General features: G+C 54.0%; 1 protein-coding gene. It reads left to right on the plus strand.

Annotated elements, in window-relative coordinates:
* Positions 1-300, plus strand: a 300-nt coding sequence (locus IBT54_RS24950) for a DUF932 domain-containing protein (protein WP_201253335.1), incomplete at both ends; no start/stop codon positions are given.

A 300-nucleotide genomic window follows, 5' to 3' on the forward strand; every position in this document is an offset into this window, starting at 1 on the left:
GATAAGGTGGAAAATAATATCGGCATGATGAAAGGTATTCAGGTTAACAGCGAAGAACGCCGCCTGCTGGGGCAGCTGGCGCTGGAATATAAATATGACGGGAAAGAGCCGCCGGTATCCGCTGAGCGTATTATTCAGCCGCGCGCCTGGTATGACAAAGGCACCGACCTGTGGACCGCCTTTAATATCGTGCAGGAGAATCTGATTAAGGGGGGCGTGCCCGGCAGAACCGCGAAGGGAAAAAGAACCACCACCCGTCCGGTAACCGGCATTGACGGCGATATAAAGCTGAATCAGGCG

It is taken from the genome of Pantoea sp. S62 (assembly GCF_016658625.1).
GTDB lineage: Bacteria > Pseudomonadota > Gammaproteobacteria > Enterobacterales > Enterobacteriaceae > Pantoea > Pantoea vagans.